Here is a 16,346-nt window from a genome sequence, read left to right on the forward strand (position 1 = left end):
GATGCGCAAGGATAGAGGGGTGACTCAACTCCATGACCTTTCCTCGCGCGGTTTCGCCTCGGACAACTACTCCGGGGTGCACCCCGAGATCCTCGAGGCGATCGGCAGGGCCAACGGCGCCCACCAGATCTCCTATGGCGAAGACGTGTACACCGAGCGCCTCCAGGAGGTGTTCGCGCGGCACTTCGGCGAGGGCACAGAGGCCTTCCCCGTCTTCAACGGAACCGGCGCGAACGTGGTCGGCCTGCAGTCGATGCTGCCGCGCTGGGGCTCCGTCATCTGCGCCTCGACCGCGCACATCAACTCGGATGAGGGCGGCGCCCCCGAGAAGGTCGCCGGCATCAAGCTCCTCACCATCGACACCCCCGACGGCAAGCTCACCCCCGCGCTGATCGACCAGCAGGCCTGGGGCTGGGGCGACGAGCACCGCGCCCAGCCGCTCGTCGTCTCGATCACCCAGACCACCGAGCTCGGCACCGCGTACAGCATCGAGGAGGTGCGGGCCATCGCCGACCACGCGCACGCGAACGGCATGACCCTGCACATGGACGGCGCCCGCCTCTCCAATGCGGCCGCGGCGCTCGGCGTCCCGTTCCGCGCGTTCACGCGCGACGCCGGCGTCGACGTGCTGAGCTTCGGCGGCACCAAGAACGGGATGATGTACGGCGAGTGCATCGTCGTGCTCAACCCCGAGGCATCCGCCGGCCTGGTCTACCTGCGCAAGCTCAACATGCAGCTCGCCTCGAAGATGCGGTTCATCTCGGCACAGCTGATCGCGCTGCTCGACGGCGACCTCTGGCTCCGGAACGCCGGCCACGCGAACGCCATGGCCACGAAACTGCGAACCGCCCTCGACGACGGCATCGCGGACGGCTCGATCACAGGCGTCTCCTTCAGCCAGCCCACCCAGTCCAATGCCGTGTTCGCGGTGCTGCCGCCCGGCGTCGCCGACAGCCTGCGGGAGGCGTTCCGTTTCTACGACTGGAACCCGGCGACCGGCGAGGTGCGCTGGATGTGCGGCTTCGACACGGAGGAGGCCGACATCGACGCCTTCGTCGCCGCCCTCAAGGTCGAACTCGGGTCGGCTCGCGCGCTCGCGAGCGACCGGGACACCGTGCAAACCCCCGAACCGGCCGAACGATGAACGCCTTCGCCAACAAGCCCTGGCTCGGCTCGTACGCCCCCGGGGTGCCGAACACCATCCCGGCCCCCTCCGACACCCTCGTCGGCATGATCGAGGCCTCCTGCCGGCTCTACGCCGACGCGATCGCGCTCGACTTCTTCGGCGGCACCACGAGCTACACCCAGCTCGGGGAGCAGATCTCGCGCGTTGCGAACGGGCTGATGCGCCTCGGCGTGAAGCCCGGCGACCGGGTCGCTCTCGTGCTGCCCAACTGCCCCCAGCACGTGGTCGCGTTCTACGCCGTGCTGCGCCTCGGCGCGATCGTCGTCGAGCACAACCCGCTCTACACCGAGCGCGAGCTGCGGCACCAGTTCGAAGACCACGGCGCCCGGGTCGCGATCGTCTGGGACAAGGTCTACGCGACCGTGCGCGACTTCCCGGCCGACCTGGGACTCCGCACCGTCGTCGCCGTCGACCTCACGGATGCGATGCCGCTGGTCAAGCGCATCGCCCTGCGGTTGCCGATCAAGCAGGCCCGGTCCTCGCGAGACGCACTCACCGTCTCCGAGCTGCCGAAGGACGCCATCGAGTGGTCCTCCCTCGTGCGCGCCCGCAAGCTCCGCCACAACCACCCGCGACCGGCCCTCGGCGACACCGCGGTTCTGCAGTACACCAGCGGCACGACCGGCACCCCGAAGGGCGCGATCCTCACCCACTCGAACCTGCGGGCCAACGCGCTCCAGGGCGAGGCGTGGGTGCCCGGTCTCACCCCCGGCCAGGAGGTCTTCTACGCCGTCCTGCCGATGTTCCACGCCTACGGCCTCACCCTCTGCCTCACCTTCGCGATGGCGACAGGGGCCCGGCTCGTACTGTTCCCGAAGTTCGATGAGAACCTGCTGCTGGACGCCGCGAAGCACACTCCGCCGACCTTCCTTCCCGCGGTCCCGCCGATCTACGACCGGCTGGTCACCGCTGCCGAGAAACGGAACGTGAGCCTGCGGAGCATCCGCTTCTCGATCTCTGGCGCGATGAGCCTGCCCGTCTCGATCGTCGAACGCTGGGAGTCCGCCACCGGCGGGCTCCTCGTCGAGGGGTACGGCATGACCGAGGCCTCGCCGATCGCCATCGGAAACCCGATCGGCCCGAGCCGCCGCCCAGGTACCGTTGGAGTGCCGTTCCCGAGCACAGAGATCCGCGTCGTCGACCCGAAGGACCCGTCGATCGACCGCGGTGTCGAGGAAGAGGGCGAGTTGCTCGTCCGCGGCCCGCAGGTCTTCTCCGGTTACTGGGACCAGCCGAGCGAGACCGCCAAGGTGCTCCTCGAGGGCGGCTGGCTCCGCACCGGCGACATCGTGCGCGTCTCCGCCGACGGCTTCGTCACCATCGTCGACCGCATCAAGGAACTCATCATCACGGGCGGGTTCAACGTGTCGCCGTCCGAGGTCGAAGCCGCTCTGCTCTCACACCCCAACGTCGCCGACGCCGCCGTCGTGGGCATCGCGAGCAAGAACGGCGGCGAGGACGTCGTCGCCGCGATCGTGCTCACCGACGGCGCCGCGCTCGACGTCGACGCCCTGCGTGAGTACTGCCGCACCCGGCTCTCGGCGTACAAGGTGCCGCGGCGCATCGTCGAGGTCGAGGAGCTCCCCCGCTCGATGATGGGCAAGGTGCTGCGCCGCCAGGTGCGGGACAACCTCATCGCCGCCACCCCCGCCTAACGCCCGCCCCACCCGCCACCCGGCCCGGCCCAACCCGCGAAAGCGGGTGAATCGTCGTTATCCCGCGCTGAGACCGACGATTCACCCGCTTTCGCGACACAAAGCGACACACGGCCGCGCAGTATGCGTGTGCATGGAATAACGACGCGGCGCTCGCGCGTTGAAGAGAGCGGGTCAACGTTGCCCCGGACACCCACACGCTCCAGACGAAAGACGGGCACATGACCCTCATCACCGACACCCTCAGCCGCGCCGCCGACACGACGTCGCCCCTTCTCCCCGCGCTCTCCGGACGATGGAGCCCGCGCGGCTTCGACCCGACCGCGGTCATCGACGAGACGACCCTCACAACGCTTCTCGAGGCCGCCCGCTGGGCCCCGTCCGCGAGCAACATCCAGCCGGCCCGCTTCATCGTCGCGCGCCGCGGCACCGCGAGCTTCGCCAAGGTATACGAGGGCCTGATGGGCTTCAACAAGTCCTGGGCGGATGCCGCGTCCGTGCTCATCGTGAACATCGCGCATCTGCCGATCGACGAGACCCGCGAGAACCCGTGGGCCCGCTACGACCTCGGCCAGGCGGTCGCGCACCTCACCATCCAGGCCCAGGAAGAGGGGCTGTACACCCACCAGCTCGGCGGCATCGACGGCGCGGCGATCGCCGAGGCCTTCGGCCTCACGTCCGACCTCGCCGTCGTCTCGGTGACCGTCCTCGGTGTCCTCGGTGACGTCGACGCCCTCTCCCCCGAGCTCTACGCCCGTGAGATCGCGCCGCGCACCCGCAAGCCCCTCACCGAGCTCCTGCTCGCCAACGACTGACCCACCCCGCTTCCCCCGCGAGAGTACGAAAAAGGCCCCTTCACGCGAAGCGAAGGGGCCTTTTTCGTACTCTCGCGGCCAGGAACGCTGCGAGCGGCGGGTTCCGGGCGGGTTAGGGGCGGAGGAGGACCTTGATCGCGCGGCGCTCGTCCATCGCGGCGTACGCCTCGGCGACGTCGGCGAGCGGCAGCTCCAGGTCGAAGACACGGCCCGGGTTGATCGCCCCGGAGAGCACCTCCGGCAGCAGTTCCTCGATGTAGCCGCGCACGGATGCGACACCGCCGTTGATCCCGACATTGCGGCCGAAGAGGGGCTGCATGGCAATCGGGCCACCGGTGGGCACGCCCACGTAACCGACCATTCCGCCGGGTCGGGCCGATGCGACAGCTTGCTCCATCGATTCCTTGGTTCCGACGCACTCGAGCACGAAGTCCGCGCCGATGCCGTCGAACATCTCGTGGATCTTCGCGACGCCCTCGGCGCCACGCTCCTCGACGATGTCAGTCGCGCCGAATTCGCGCGCGACGACCTGCCGCGAGGCGTGCCGGGACATGGCGACGATCCGTGAGGCCCCGAGGCGCTTCGCGGCGAGGATCGCACACAGGCCCACGGCGCCGTCACCCACGACGACGACGGTGCTGCCCGGGGTCACTCCCGCGGAGACCGCGGCGTGGTGCCCGGTGCCCATCACATCTGCGAGGGTCAGCAGGCCCGGGATCTGGGCATCCGTCGGCTGGGACGGTGTCGCGACGAGGGAACCGTCCGCGTGCGGCACGCGGACGCGCTCGCCCTGGGCGCCGTCGGCGAAGCCGCCGAGCCGGTCGTCAGCACCCCACCAGCCGCCGTGCAGGCAGGAGGTGCTCACGCCGTTCCGGCAGTTGATACACGTGTTGTCGCAGTCGTAGAACGGCGCGATGACGAAGTCGCCGACCTTGATCGTGGTGACGTCTGCGCCGATTTCCTCGACAACGCCGACGAATTCGTGGCCGATCCGGTGCGGCTCCTTGGTCGGCTGCACGCCGCGGTACGGCCACAGGTCGGAGCCGCACACGCAGGCTGCGACGACGCGCACGATCGCGTCACCGCCGGTCGAGAGAATCGGGTCGGGTACTTCTTCGAGGCGGATGTCCCGCTCGCCATAGATCACAGTTGCACGCATGCTCCGAGCCTAGTTCCCGACCTCGCCGGCACGCCGTCGCCCAGCCCCCGTTCCGCTGACCGCGAAAGCGGGTGAATCGTCGGTTTCAGGGTGCGAAAACGACGCCTCACCCGCTCTCGCGATGATACGGGCCGGCGCTCTAGAGGTCGGCCTCGTCGAGCGGATGCGGCGGCACCGGCACAGCGGGCGCAGGCGCGACCGTGAGGGAGTCGCCATCGGCCGCGAGGTCCACGAGCACGGTGTCACCGTCGCGCACCTTGCCGGAGAGGATCGCGGTCGCGAGCCGGTCGTCGATCTCGGTCTGCATGAGCCGCCGCAGTGGGCGGGCGCCGTACATCGGGTCGTAGCCGCGTTCGGAGAGCCAGGTGCGCGCCCGCGGCGTCACGGCCAGTTCGAGGCGGCGCTCCACGAGGCGCTTCTCGAGCCGGTCGATCATGAGCTCCACGATCTGGCCGAGGTCCTCCATCGACAGCGACTGGAAGACGACGATGTCGTCGAGCCGGTTCACGAATTCCGGCTTGAAGGTCTGCCGCACGAGCAGCTGCACGGCTTCCTCCTTTTGCTCGGTGCTGAGCGTCGGGTCGATCAGGAACGCCGAGCCGAGGTTCGACGTCAGCACGAGGATGGTGTTGCGGAAGTCGACGGTGCGGCCCTGGCCGTCGGTGAGGCGCCCGTCGTCGAGCACCTGCAGCAGCACGTCGAAGATCTCGGGATGCGCCTTCTCGACCTCGTCGAACAGGATCACCGAATACGGGCGCCGGCGCACCGCCTCGGTGAGCTGCCCGCCCTGCTCGTAGCCGACGTAGCCGGGAGGCGCCCCGACCAGGCGGGACACCGAGAACTTCTCGCCGTACTCGCTCATGTCGATGCGGATCATGGCCTTCTCGTCGTCGAAGAGGAACTCGGCGAGCGCCTTGGCGAGCTCGGTCTTGCCCACGCCGGTCGGTCCGAGGAACAGGAACGAGCCGGTCGGCCGGTCGGGGTCGGAGATGCCGGCCCGGCTGCGACGCACCGCGTCTGCGACCGCGCGCACGGCGCGCTTCTGGCCGATCAGCCGATGCGCGAGCTCGCCCTCGAGGTTGAGCAGCTTCTCGGTCTCGCCCTGGAGCAGGCGACCGACGGGAATACCCGTCCACATCGCGACGACGGCAGCGATGTCCTCCGCGGTGACCTGGTCGTTGACCATCCGCGGTCCGTCGGACTCTGCCTGCTCGGCGGCGGCGAGTTCGCGTTCCATCACGGGGATGTCGCCGTAGAGCAGCCGGGAGGCGCGTTCGAGGTTGCCCTCGCGCTGGGCCCGCTCCGATTCACTCCGCGCGGTGTCGAGTCGGGTCTTGAGCTCGCCGACCCGGTTGAGCGAGGCGCGTTCCTTGTCCCACCGGGCCTGCAGTCCCTTCAGGGTGTCCTCACGTTCGAGCAGGTCGGCCCGCAGCTTCTCGAGCCTCTGGCGGGAGGCGTCGTCCTTCTCCTTCTTGAGGGCCAGCTCCTCGAGCTTGAGCCGGTCGACGCTGCGGCGCAGCTCGTCGATCTCGACGGGGGCGGAATCGATCTCCATCCGCAACCGGCTCGCGGCCTCGTCGATCAGGTCGATGGCCTTGTCCGGCAGCTGACGGGCGGTGATGTACCGGTTCGAGAGGGACGCGGCCGCGACGAGAGCGGCATCCGCGATCGACACCTTGTGGTGCGCCTCGTAGCGCTCCTTGAGGCCGCGCAGGATCGCGACCGTGTCCTCCACGCTCGGCTCGTCGACGAGCACCGGCTGGAAGCGCCGCTCGAGGGCGGCGTCCTTCTCGATGAACTCGCGGTATTCGTTGAGCGTCGTCGCTCCGATCAGGCGCAGTTCGCCGCGGGCGAGCATCGGCTTGAGCATGTTGGATGCCGCGACAGAGCCCTCCCCGCCGCCCGCACCCATCAGGGTGTGCAGTTCGTCGACGAAGGTGATGATCTGACCCTCGGCGTCGTTGATCTCCTTGAGCACGGCCTTCAGCCGCTCCTCGAACTCGCCGCGGTACTTCGCCCCGGCCACGAGGGCGGCGAGGTCGAGCGCCACGAGCTGCTTGCCCTTGAGTGAGTCGGCCACGTCGCCGGCCACGATCCGCTGGGCGAGACCCTCGACAACGGCGGTCTTCCCGACACCGGGTTCGCCGATCAGCACCGGGTTGTTCTTGGTGCGGCGGGTGAGCACCTGGCTCACGCGGCGAATCTCGGCGTCCCGCCCGATCACGGGGTCGAGCTTGCCGCTCTTCGCGATCTCGGTGAGGTTCACGCCGTACTTCTCGAGCGCAGACTTCGCCTCTTCCTGGGGCGGCTGCTGGCCTGCTTGCATGGGAAGTTCCTCTCTCTCGTGCGACAGCCCGCCGACAAACAAAGCTGAGTCGCGTCGACTCAAGTTTAGAGGCTGGCGACGCTCGGCGCCAGCACTCGCGTCCGGCGGCACCGGTGCCATAATGACCGCAAACGGCGGCAGGCGACAGCGCCGCCGAGACACGCCTTCGATGATGAGGAGCCCCGATGACCTTCCATCCCCTCGACCCACTGACGGCCGATGAGTTCACCGCGGCCGCAGCCATCGTCGGCCGCGAGCGCGGTGTCGGACCGGGCTGGCGCTTCGCCTCGATCGAACTCGTCGAGCCGGGCCGGCACGCCAGGTCCGCCTTCGATCGTGCCGGTGCGGTGCCCGAGCGCCTCGCCCGGCTCGTCGTGCTGAACCGGGCCGAGAACAGCACCTGGGTGGCGGTCGTCTCCCTCAGCGCAGACGCCCTGCTCGACTGGACCACGGTGCCGGGCGTGCAGGCCAACTTCACGGTCGACGAGTGGGACGAAGCGGATGCGGCTCTCCGCGCGCACCCGGACGTCGTCGCCGCCCTCGCCAGCCGGGACATCACCGATCTCGACAACGTCTTCATCGACACCTGGACCTACGGTGACGCCGTCATCCCTGAGCGATTCCGGGGCAGGAGGATCGGCTGGTCCGACGTCTGGGTGCGCGCGGAGGCGGGCGCCAACCCCTATGCCGGACCGGTGAGCGGACTGCACTTCGTGATCGACGTCAACACGATGGAACTCCTCGACGTCGAGGACTCGTTCGCGGTCGACCGCCCGGCCGTGATGGGCGAATACGTGCCGCATCTCATCCCTCCTCGCATCCGCGATCTGAGCCGGCGGCCTCCGCTGAGGCCGCTCGACATCGTGCAGGCAGAGGGGCCGAGCTTCACCGTCACCGGCCACCGGGTCGAGTGGCAGAACTGGTCGCTCCGGGTCGGCTTCAACTACCGGGAGGGCATGACGCTGCACGAGGTGAGTTACCGGGACGGCGAGCGCGTCCGCCCGATCGCCAACCGGCTCTCCTTCGCCGAAATGGTCGTGCCCTACCGGGATCCGAGCGTCGATCATTTCCGTCGCACGGCTTTCGATATCGGCGAGTGGGGCCTGGGCTTCATGACGACCTCACTCGAACTGGGCTGCGATTGCCTCGGCGAGATCCGCTACCTCGACGCCGTGCTGCACAACAGCGCCGGCGAACCATACTCGATTCCCAACGCCATCTGCATCCACGAAGAGGACAACGCCGTGCTCTGGAAGCACGTCGACCACGATGGCGGATCGGAGGTACGGCGGATGCGTCGCCTCGTCGTCTCCTTCCACGTCACCGTCGCGAACTACGAATACCTCGTCTACTGGCGCTTCTACCAGGACGGCAATATGGAGTGCGAGGTGCGCGCGACCGGGATCATGGTCGTCACGAGCCTCGACGCGGGCCACCCGCATCCGAACGGCACCCTTGTGGACACCCGCACATACGCCCCCTTCCACCAGCACTTCATCGTCGCCCGGATGGACCTCGACATCGACGGGACCGAGAACACGGTGTTCCGCTCCGAGACGCGCGTCGAGCCGATCGACGAAGCGAATCCGCTCGGCCTCGCCCTCACCCAGCGGAACACGCCGATCGAGACCGAGGGCTTCGACGACTATGACTGGGCCACCCAACGCAGCTGGAAGGTCGTGAACGAGGCGACGTTGAACGGGCTCGGCACCCCGGTGTCGTACAAGCTCGTTCCGGGCGGCGCCATTCCCTCGTTCTTCGACCCCTCCTCGCCGGTGTTCCAGCGCGCCCAGGTGATCGGGCACACGGTGTGGGTCACCCCCGGAGACGAGACGCAGCGCTGGCCCTGCGGCGAGTTCGTCAACCAGAGCGCGGTCGACCACGGCCTGCCCGAGTGGACCCGCGCCGGGCGGCCGGTGCGGAACACCGACATCGTGCTCTGGTACGTCTTCGGCATCCACCACATCACCCGCCCCGAGGAGTGGCCCGTCATGCCGGCCGACACCGTGTCATTCTGGCTCAAGCCGGTCGGCTTCTTCGACCGCAACCCCTCCCTCGACGTGCAGCCGGGTGCCGCAGGACACGCGCACGGACATGAGCATCACGACCAGCACTGACCAGCACTGACCAGCACTGACCAGCGTTGAGCAGCACCGAGCAGCACCGGCCACGAAGCGCACAGACCAGCCCCACCGACATTTCACCGAGAACCCAGGGAGATCCAGCGTGACCAGGACAGCGAACTACGTCGTCGCCTACGAAGCGACCGATCGCGGCAATGATGCCATCGAACTCGGGGTCGCCCTCGCCCGGCTGACCGGAGCCGAGCTGCGGCTGTGCCTCGTGCTGCCGCACTCCACTATCGCGCCCTCCCGGCTGCGCGCCTCCGGCTCCGACTTCGAGGCGCTCCTCGAACAGCAGGGCCTCGAGTGGCTCGCCGGCGCCGCGGCGAGAGTGCCGGCCGACGTCGTGGCCACGACGCACCTGATCTGGGCGGATGCGACCTCCGACGGGCTGCTGAGGGCCGTCACGGAATTCGACTCCGACCGGATCGTCGTCGGAGCCTCACGCCACGGCATCCGCGGTCGCTACACGATCGGCAGTGTCGCAAACGCCCTCCTGCACGCCTCGCCCGTACCCGTCGCCCTCGCGCCGCACGGGTACCTCGCCCCGGCGCAGATCTCCCGGATCACCTGCGCGATCGGAACCCGGCCCGGCTGGTCGACTCTCCTCGATTCGCTGCTGGCGTTCACGGAGGGCCTCAGCGTTGACGTGCGCTTCCTCACCCTCGTCGAGGTCGACTCCCGGCGCGCCCAGCACGGCGAGTCGACGCCCGCTGTCGAGGCGGCCCGGACCGCGGAGAGCACGGCGCATCTCGAATCGGTGCTCGAGTATTACTCGACGCGATCGTCTGCTCCGGGCGCCATCACGACCGAGGTCGCCGTCGGCGAGAACGTGGAGTCCGCGGTGGAGGCCATCGAGTGGCGAACGGACGAAGTCGCCTTCGTCGGTTCGAGCCGCCTCGCCCAGCCGACCACGATCTTCCTCGGCATCACCGCCCACCGGATGCTCAACGCCCTTCCGGTGCCGCTCGTCGTCGTCCCCACCGGCGCCGCCGCCCGCCTCGCCCGCTGAGCGGCAGCGGAGGCCGCCGCCGCCTCCGCTGCCGGCCACACCGTGGGAGAATGGGGTTCGACCTTCTAAGGAACCCTCTTCCCCCTTATGGCTCACTCTCTCAGCTCACACGAGATCGCCCTCCTCGTCGGAAGCCAGGCCTTTTCGCGCGGTGAACGTTATGCACGCAACGGCCACGTCCTGTCCGAAGTCTGGGACGACTCGGGCACCAGACTCATCGGAAAGGTCCGGGGCACCGGACGCACGCCGTACACGGTGACCATCTCGTTCATCCTGAATCCCGCCGGTGTCGCGGTGCGCGCGACCGGGCTCTGCACCTGCCCGATGCGGAGCAACTGCAAGCATGTCGCCGCCTTGCTCGTCACGAGCCGGAACGGCGGGAATCCGGGCTCGATCGAGGCCGACGAGGCCGACGTCGACCGCTTCCGCAGGCGGTCCGCGCCGCCGGCCCTGTATGCAGTCCAGTCCCCCGCAGCAGCATCCGCAGCGCCCGCCCCGACCGTCCCGCGCTGGCGCAGCGCGCTCGGCGGCCTGCCCACACCCGGAGAGACGGCCGCGCGGACAGGGACGGAACTCGCGTTGCAGTTCCAGGTGCTCGCCCCGGTCAACTCCCGGTTCCAGTCCGGTGGACGGCACCTCGCCGCCCGGCCGATGCTGCTCGGCAAGCAGGGCCGCTGGATCCGCGGCGCCCTGACCTGGGACAACATCGCCCAGACCGCAGGCACCGCCCAGCGCGCCCAACGGCGGGTGCTCTCCGCGCTCTACGCCCTGCACCTCGCCGGACGCCCGTACTACGGCTCGGCGACGCAGTGGATCCAGCTCGACGACTTCCCGGACCGGGCGCTCTGGGGCCTGCTCGAGGAGGCGACGGCCGCCGGCATCCCGCTCATCTCCACCTCGGGCGCCCAGGATCCCGTGCGCATCGCCGATCGTCCCGCATCACTCGAGCTCGACATCCGCCGCACACCCGGCGGCCTCGCGCTCACCCCCACCGTCGTACTCGACGAGCACCGGCTGCCCGGCGGCCGGTTCGGTTTCACGGGCGACCCGGCGCACGGCATCTACACCTGGCAGGATGCCCCGGCCGGGGACCCGACCGGAGGCAGGCTCACCCTCGCGCCGCTCGCTGTCGAGGTCAGCAGGGAGCTGCGGAACCTCGCCGCCACCGGCCAGTCCATCGACGTGCCCACCGCCGACGAGCCCGACTTCCTCGCCGAGTTCTACCCGTACCTCCGCGACCGTGCGCGCGTCACGAGCCGCGACGACTCGTTCGAGCTGCCCGAAAGCCCGCGCCCCGAGCTCACGCTCACGATCAGCCACCAGGCGGATGCGCGCATCGCTCTGAACTGGGCGTGGCGCTACCAGGCGGGCCCGGCCGCCACCAGCACCGGCACCAGCACCAGCACCGAAACCCCAGCAGGGGAATACGACCTCGAACTGCGGCCGGCTCCGGGAGAGCACCGCTACCGGGACTCCGCCGCCGAGGCACGGATCCTCCGCTCCGTCGACGAACTGCTCGCACCCCTCACCGAGCTCGCCCCGCGGCGCGGCGGGGTGCCCCGGCTGTCCGGGCACTCCGAACTCACCGGCGCCGGCATGATCGACTTCCTCGAGGGGGTCGTGCCGCGGCTCGAAGTACTCCCCGACGTCGTCGTCGTGCAGAGCGGCGTCGTGGTCGACTACCGGGCGGCGGACACCGCCCCGGTGATCAGCGTCGGCACGAGCGAGCGCCTCGACGACCGGGACTGGTTCAATCTCGCGGTGTCCGTCTCGATCGACGGAGAGGACGTGCCCTTCGACGTGCTGTTCCGGGCCCTCGCGACCGGCCAGGACATCCTCATCCTCCCGAGCGGCACGTACTTCAGCCTCGACCGGCCCGAACTGCACACCCTGCGCCGCCTGATCGAGGAAGCCCGCAGCCTGCAGGAACCATCCGCGACCTCCCTCGGCATCAGCCCCTTCCAGGCCGACCTCTGGGAGGAACTGCAGGAACTCGGCGTCGTGACAAGCCAGGCCGCCGGCTGGCGCGACATCGTCGCCGGGCTCACCGACGTGGAACGGGTACCGACGCTCCCGCTGCCGGACGGCGTGCACGCGACACTCCGCAGTTACCAGCAGTCCGGCTTCGAATGGCTCGGCTTCCTTCACGACCACCGGCTCGGCGGGATCCTGGCCGACGACATGGGGCTCGGTAAGACCCTGCAGGCGATCGCCCTGATCAGCCGCGCGGTGGCCGCACGCGACAGCGACGCACCCGCGCACCCGTTCCTCGTCGTCGCTCCCACGAGCGTCGTCTCGAACTGGGCTGCGGAGTGCGCGAGATTCGCGCCGGGCCTGCGCGTCGCATCCGTCACGGAGACCTCGCGCAAACGGGCGACGGGCATCGCAGCCCTCCATGCCGAAGCGGATGTCGTGATCACCTCGTACACGCTGTTCCGCCTCGACTTCGACGAGTACAACGCGGTGCCGTGGGCCGGTCTCCTGCTCGACGAGGCCCAGTTCGTGAAGAACCGCGCATCCAGGGCCTACCAATGCGCCCGGCGCCTCGACACACCGTTCAAGCTCGCGATCACCGGCACCCCGCTCGAGAACAATCTGATGGAGTTCTGGTCGCTGCTGTCGATCACTGCGCCCGGCCTGTTCCCGAGCCCCACCCGCTTCGCGGACTACTACCAGAAGCCCATCGAACGGGATGCGAACGACGAACGGCTCGCCCAGCTGCGCCGCCGCATCCGCCCGTTCATGCTGCGCCGCACCAAGGAGGAGGTCGCCGGTGACCTGCCGAGCAAGCAGGAGCAGGTGCTCGAGCTCACCCTGAACCCCCGGCACCGGGCCGTCTACGACACCCATCTGGCCCGGGAACGGCAGAAGGTGCTCGGCCTGATCGAGAACCTGAACGCGAACCGTTTCGAGATCTTCCGCTCCCTCACGATGCTCCGCCAGCTCAGCCTCGACGCGGGCCTCTACGACGCCAAGTACGACGGGATCCCCTCCACCAAGCTCGACGCGCTCCTCGAACTGCTCGAAGACATCGTCGCCGGCGGGCACCGCACCCTCATTTTCAGCCAGTTCACCCAGTACCTCGGCCGGGCCCGCAACCGGCTCGAAGCCGCCGGCATCAGCTACTCCTACCTCGACGGCAAGACCCGCAACCGGGCTGCGGTGATCGACGAGTTCAAGACCGGTACCAATTCGGTGTTCCTGATCAGCCTCAAGGCCGGAGGCTTCGGGCTCAACCTGACCGAGGCCGACTACGCCATCCTGCTCGACCCCTGGTGGAACCCCGCGACCGAGGCGCAGGCCGTCGACCGGATGCACCGGATCGGCCAGACCAAGAATGTGTTCGTCTACCGGCTCGTCGCGAAGAACACGATCGAGGAGAAGGTCATGGCGCTCAAGGCCACCAAGGCACGCCTCTTCGACAGCGTGCTCTCCGCCGACGGCGCCAGGGGAACCGCGCTCACGGCCGCGGACATCCGCGAACTGCTCGCCTGACCGCCATCAGGCTGTGAGCTCTCTCAGCAGGAAGGGCCGGTAACCGGGCAGAACTGTCTTGCAACCCAGCGCACAAACCTATAATTTGGATGAAGTCTGCCCTCCCGGGCTTTTGGCCGTCTGCAGAGGTGAGTGAAATGTCCTACATTCTTGACCAGGTCGACCACCGGGTCCGACGCGTTCTCACGCCCGCCCGCCGCCTGTGGCTGGAAACCCCCCGCACCCTCGTGATCGGCTTCATCGCCATCCACGTCGTCTTCCTCCTGGCCCTCCTCCCCGCGATCCTGACCGGCAATGTCCTCGGCGACCTGCCCCTCTACCGCACCTGGGCCCAGCAGGGCCTCGTGCACCACGTCTGGATGGGCATCAACGTCGAGTGGGTCTACCCGATCGGCGCCCTGTTCCCGATCGTGTTCGCCGGCCTCGGCGGTCCGCTGTTGTACCAGCTGATGTGGTTCCTGATGACGGCCGCGCTGAACGCCCTGGCCGTCATGGTGCTCACGGATGCCGGCCGCAAGATCAGCGGCTACCGTTCCGCCTGGTTCTTCCTCGTGATCAGCTTCGTCCTGAGCCCCGTCGGCCTGCTCCGGCTCGAGGGCCTCACCGCCCCGCTCGTGATCATGGGTCTCGTCCTGCTCGCCCGTCGCCCGATCGTGGCCACAGCACTGCTCACCATCGCCACCTGGGTGAAGGTCTGGCCGGCGGCCGTCGTTGTCGCCGTCGTTGTCGCGTCCCGGCGTCGCATCACGGTGATCCTCACGGGCATCGCGGTCACGGCCGGCGTCGTCGGCACTGTCTTCGCTCTCGGCGGACTCAAGTACATCACCGGCTTCGTCACGATGCAGTCCGACCGGGCTATGCAGCTCGAAGCGCCGATCACGACCCCCTGGGTCTGGCTCGCCGCCCTCGGCCACCCGAACACGTTCATCTACCAGAACTACGCGATCGCCACCCGCGAGGTCAGCGGACCCGGCACAACGCTCGTCGCCTCCCTGATGAATCCGCTGATGTTCATCGCCATGGGGGCGATCGTCACGCTCATGCTGGTCGCGTTGCGCCGTCACCACGACGTCTCGCAGCTCCTGCTCGTCGGGTCGCTCGCGCTCGTCGGCGCCTTCATCATCTTCAACAAGGTCGGGTCCCCTCAGTACATGCTGTGGCTCGCGCCCGTCGTCATCGTCGGAGTCAGCCACAGCTGGCACGCCTGGCGTGCGCCGGCGTACATGATGGTCGCCATCGGCGTTCTGACCACGCTGATCTTCCCGGTGTTCTACATGCCCCTCGTCAACGGCGACCTGTCGGCGCTCGTGCTGCTGACGGCGCGCAACGGCCTCCTGATCGTGATGTTCGGCTGGTCTCTCGTCACGCTGTGGAGCATGGTCGTGGCTCCCGTCACCTCGCCCGCACTGCTCTCCCGCCGCCTGGCCGCGAGCAACTCGCGTAGCGTCGCCGCCTGACCCGGCGTCAACCCGCGCAGTCTCCACCCGCCCAGAGCCGGGCGTAGCCCTGCCGTGCGTCGCAGGCGTTCGGGCAGGGTCCGGGCCGCCTGGGCGATTCCCGGTTGGGTCCCCGGCCGGGGGACAATGGAGTAGTGACTTCACCAACGACCTTCGCCCTTATCCGCCACGGCCAGACCGACTGGAATGCCGCCATGCGGATCCAGGGTCTGTCGGACATCCCGCTGAACGACACCGGGCGCGCGCAGGCCGCCGAGGCGGTCGGCCACCTGGCGGACTACGACTGGGACTTCATTGTTTCCTCGACCCTGTCCCGGGCCGCGGAAACCGCCGACCTCATTGCGGACGGCCTCGGCCTCACGGTGACCCGCCGCATCCCGGAGATCGTGGAACGCAACTACGGTCCCGCGGAGGGCCTGAGCGCCGGCCCTGAGCTCGACGCCCTGCGCATCGATGGCGGTCCGACCGGCAACGGCGGCTTCATCGGCGCGGAGTCCGAAGCGGATGTCGCCGCGCGCGGCCTCGAGGCCTTGCGTGAGCTCGCCGTGGCGCACCCCGGGGCCCGGATCATCGTCGTCTCCCACGGCACGCTGATCCGCCTGACCCTGATGAAGGCCCTCGGCGAGTTCGTCGGCACCATCACCAACGCGGCCCTGACCGTCGCCAGCCTGGACGACACCGACTGGTCGCTCCAGGTACTCAACGGCGAGGTCCTGACGGCAACAGACGACCTCGACAACGACCTGGACGCCCTCGACGCCGTCCCCGCCCGCTGACCCCTGACCCCTGACCGCTCCCGTTGACCTCCGCGGGTGGCGCGCCAGTTGCGCTGTTACGCGCCCGGCGTGCCTGGGGCGTAGCGGCGCTGGTGTCGTGCGGGGCCAGTGCAGGGCGGGGCCAGTGCAAGGCTGCGAGGCTGGCTGATGCATGTGGGTTAAAGCAGAAAAGCCACCCCGTGGGGTGGCTTTTCTGGTGTTTCTAAGTTAAGTCCGGCGGTGTCCTACTCTCCCACAGGGTCTCCCCTGCAGTACCATCGGCGCTGAGAGTCTTAGCTTCCGGGTTCGGAATGTGACCGGGCGTTTCCCTCTCGCTATAGCCGCCGAAACATCTTTCGATGG

At 68.8% G+C, this 16,346-nt stretch carries 10 protein-coding genes and 1 rRNA gene; 8 read left to right on the forward strand and 3 right to left on the reverse strand.

Features of this window, described 5'->3' with window-relative positions; all coding sequences use genetic code 11:
* Position 1: 1 nt before the first annotated feature.
* From E3O39_RS15875 to E3O39_RS15885, 3 genes are all read left to right on the forward strand, one after another.
* The gene (locus E3O39_RS15875) at positions 2–1,144 is read left to right on the forward strand and encodes a low specificity L-threonine aldolase (protein WP_134446168.1); all 1,143 of its coding nucleotides are present in this window, start codon (positions 2–4) and stop codon (positions 1,142–1,144) included.
* Positions 1,141–2,841 (forward strand): long-chain-fatty-acid--CoA ligase, encoded by a 1,701-nt coding sequence (locus E3O39_RS15880; RefSeq protein ID WP_134446167.1) that lies wholly within the window; start codon positions 1,141–1,143, stop codon positions 2,839–2,841. The genes E3O39_RS15875 and E3O39_RS15880 overlap by 4 nt, the downstream gene beginning before the upstream one ends.
* A gap of 221 nt (positions 2,842–3,062) precedes the next feature.
* The gene (locus E3O39_RS15885) at positions 3,063–3,656 is read left to right on the forward strand and encodes a nitroreductase family protein (protein WP_134446166.1); all 594 of its coding nucleotides are present in this window, start codon (positions 3,063–3,065) and stop codon (positions 3,654–3,656) included.
* Between the two features lie 112 nt (positions 3,657–3,768).
* On the opposite strand, the gene E3O39_RS15890 is transcribed toward E3O39_RS15885, so the two are convergent.
* Positions 3,769–4,815 (reverse strand): zinc-dependent alcohol dehydrogenase family protein, encoded by a 1,047-nt coding sequence (locus E3O39_RS15890; RefSeq protein ID WP_134446165.1) that lies wholly within the window; start codon positions 4,813–4,815, stop codon positions 3,769–3,771.
* 139 nt (positions 4,816–4,954) lie between these two features.
* Positions 4,955–7,141 carry an ATP-dependent Clp protease ATP-binding subunit gene (locus tag E3O39_RS15895; protein ID WP_134446164.1) on the reverse strand — a complete coding sequence of 729 codons (2,187 nt, stop codon included), beginning with the start codon at positions 7,139–7,141 and terminating at the stop codon, positions 4,955–4,957.
* Positions 7,142–7,326: 185 nt separating this feature from the next.
* Between E3O39_RS15895 and E3O39_RS15900 the strand changes: the two genes are divergently transcribed.
* The 5 genes from E3O39_RS15900 to E3O39_RS15920 all read left to right on the forward strand — a co-directional run bounded on the left by E3O39_RS15900 (position 7,327) and on the right by E3O39_RS15920 (position 16,004).
* A complete protein-coding gene (locus tag E3O39_RS15900) occupies positions 7,327–9,258 on the forward strand; it encodes a primary-amine oxidase (protein WP_134446163.1) in 1,932 nt (643 codons plus the stop codon).
* Between the two features lie 109 nt (positions 9,259–9,367).
* Positions 9,368–10,276, forward strand: a complete 909-nt coding sequence (locus E3O39_RS15905) for a universal stress protein (RefSeq protein ID WP_166787243.1) — start codon at positions 9,368–9,370, stop codon at positions 10,274–10,276.
* Positions 10,277–10,363: 87 nt separating this feature from the next.
* The gene (locus tag E3O39_RS15910) at positions 10,364–13,771 is read left to right on the forward strand and encodes a DEAD/DEAH box helicase (RefSeq protein WP_134446161.1); all 3,408 of its coding nucleotides are present in this window, start codon (positions 10,364–10,366) and stop codon (positions 13,769–13,771) included.
* Between the two features lie 137 nt (positions 13,772–13,908).
* The gene (locus E3O39_RS15915) at positions 13,909–15,228 is read left to right on the forward strand and encodes a glycosyltransferase 87 family protein (protein ID WP_166787242.1); all 1,320 of its coding nucleotides are present in this window, start codon (positions 13,909–13,911) and stop codon (positions 15,226–15,228) included.
* A 134-nt stretch (positions 15,229–15,362) separates the two neighbouring features.
* A complete protein-coding gene (locus tag E3O39_RS15920) occupies positions 15,363–16,004 on the forward strand; it encodes a histidine phosphatase family protein (RefSeq protein ID WP_255454098.1) in 642 nt (213 codons plus the stop codon).
* A 211-nt stretch (positions 16,005–16,215) separates the two neighbouring features.
* On the opposite strand, the gene rrf is transcribed toward E3O39_RS15920, so the two are convergent.
* Positions 16,216–16,332: ribosomal RNA gene (gene rrf / locus E3O39_RS15925) — 5S ribosomal RNA — on the reverse strand.
* Positions 16,333–16,346: the final 14 nt, after the last annotated feature.

Origin of the sequence: Cryobacterium sp. MDB2-A-1, from assembly GCF_004402675.1 — a bacterium.
GTDB classification, from domain to species: domain Bacteria; phylum Actinomycetota; class Actinomycetes; order Actinomycetales; family Microbacteriaceae; genus Cryobacterium; species Cryobacterium glucosi.

Excerpts from the sequence above, each read along its gene's own strand:
- E3O39_RS15895 (WP_134446164.1), bottom strand. The coding sequence starts at position 7,141 with ATGCAAGCAGGCCAGCAGCCGCCCCAGGAAGAGGCGAAGTCTGCGCTC.
- E3O39_RS15910 (WP_134446161.1), top strand. The coding sequence starts at position 10,364 with ATGGCTCACTCTCTCAGCTCACACGAGATCGCCCTCCTCGTCGGAAGC.
- E3O39_RS15900 (WP_134446163.1), top strand. The coding sequence starts at position 7,327 with ATGACCTTCCATCCCCTCGACCCACTGACGGCCGATGAGTTCACCGCG.
- E3O39_RS15885 (WP_134446166.1), top strand. The coding sequence starts at position 3,063 with ATGACCCTCATCACCGACACCCTCAGCCGCGCCGCCGACACGACGTCG.
- E3O39_RS15890 (WP_134446165.1), bottom strand. The coding sequence starts at position 4,815 with ATGCGTGCAACTGTGATCTATGGCGAGCGGGACATCCGCCTCGAAGAA.
- E3O39_RS15880 (WP_134446167.1), top strand. The coding sequence starts at position 1,141 with ATGAACGCCTTCGCCAACAAGCCCTGGCTCGGCTCGTACGCCCCCGGG.
- E3O39_RS15875 (WP_134446168.1), top strand. The coding sequence starts at position 2 with ATGCGCAAGGATAGAGGGGTGACTCAACTCCATGACCTTTCCTCGCGC.
- E3O39_RS15915 (WP_166787242.1), top strand. The coding sequence starts at position 13,909 with ATGTCCTACATTCTTGACCAGGTCGACCACCGGGTCCGACGCGTTCTC.